Annotated in this window: 1 pseudogene; it reads right to left on the bottom strand. The window is 53.1% G+C overall.

What is annotated here, in order from left to right:
- A pseudogene (locus IB254_RS29795) lies at positions 1 to 243 on the bottom strand (hypothetical protein); the annotation flags it as partial.

Below are 243 nucleotides of genomic sequence, written 5' to 3'. Positions count from 1 at the left end.
CTGGATTACGTTTGCTGATTATGCGATTGCGATGTTCGATGAAGTGGAAGCGCCGAAGCACTCCCGTCAGCGGTTTACTGTCGGGTATTGAGTCCCACTGAAAACCAATGTGGGAGTGAGCCTGCTCCACCAACCACCCCATCAATTCACGCAACTTCGGCGAAGGTGCAGGTTTCTCCGGGAATACCAGGTAATACGCCAACCCGGTTTTCACCTTCAATTCAAACGGCATGACCAGCCGCC

The sequence above is a fragment of the Pseudomonas sp. PDM03 genome, from assembly GCF_014852385.1.
Classification (GTDB): domain Bacteria; phylum Pseudomonadota; class Gammaproteobacteria; order Pseudomonadales; family Pseudomonadaceae; genus Aquipseudomonas; species Aquipseudomonas migulae.
This window is presented reverse-complemented; position numbering and strand designations above follow the sequence as displayed.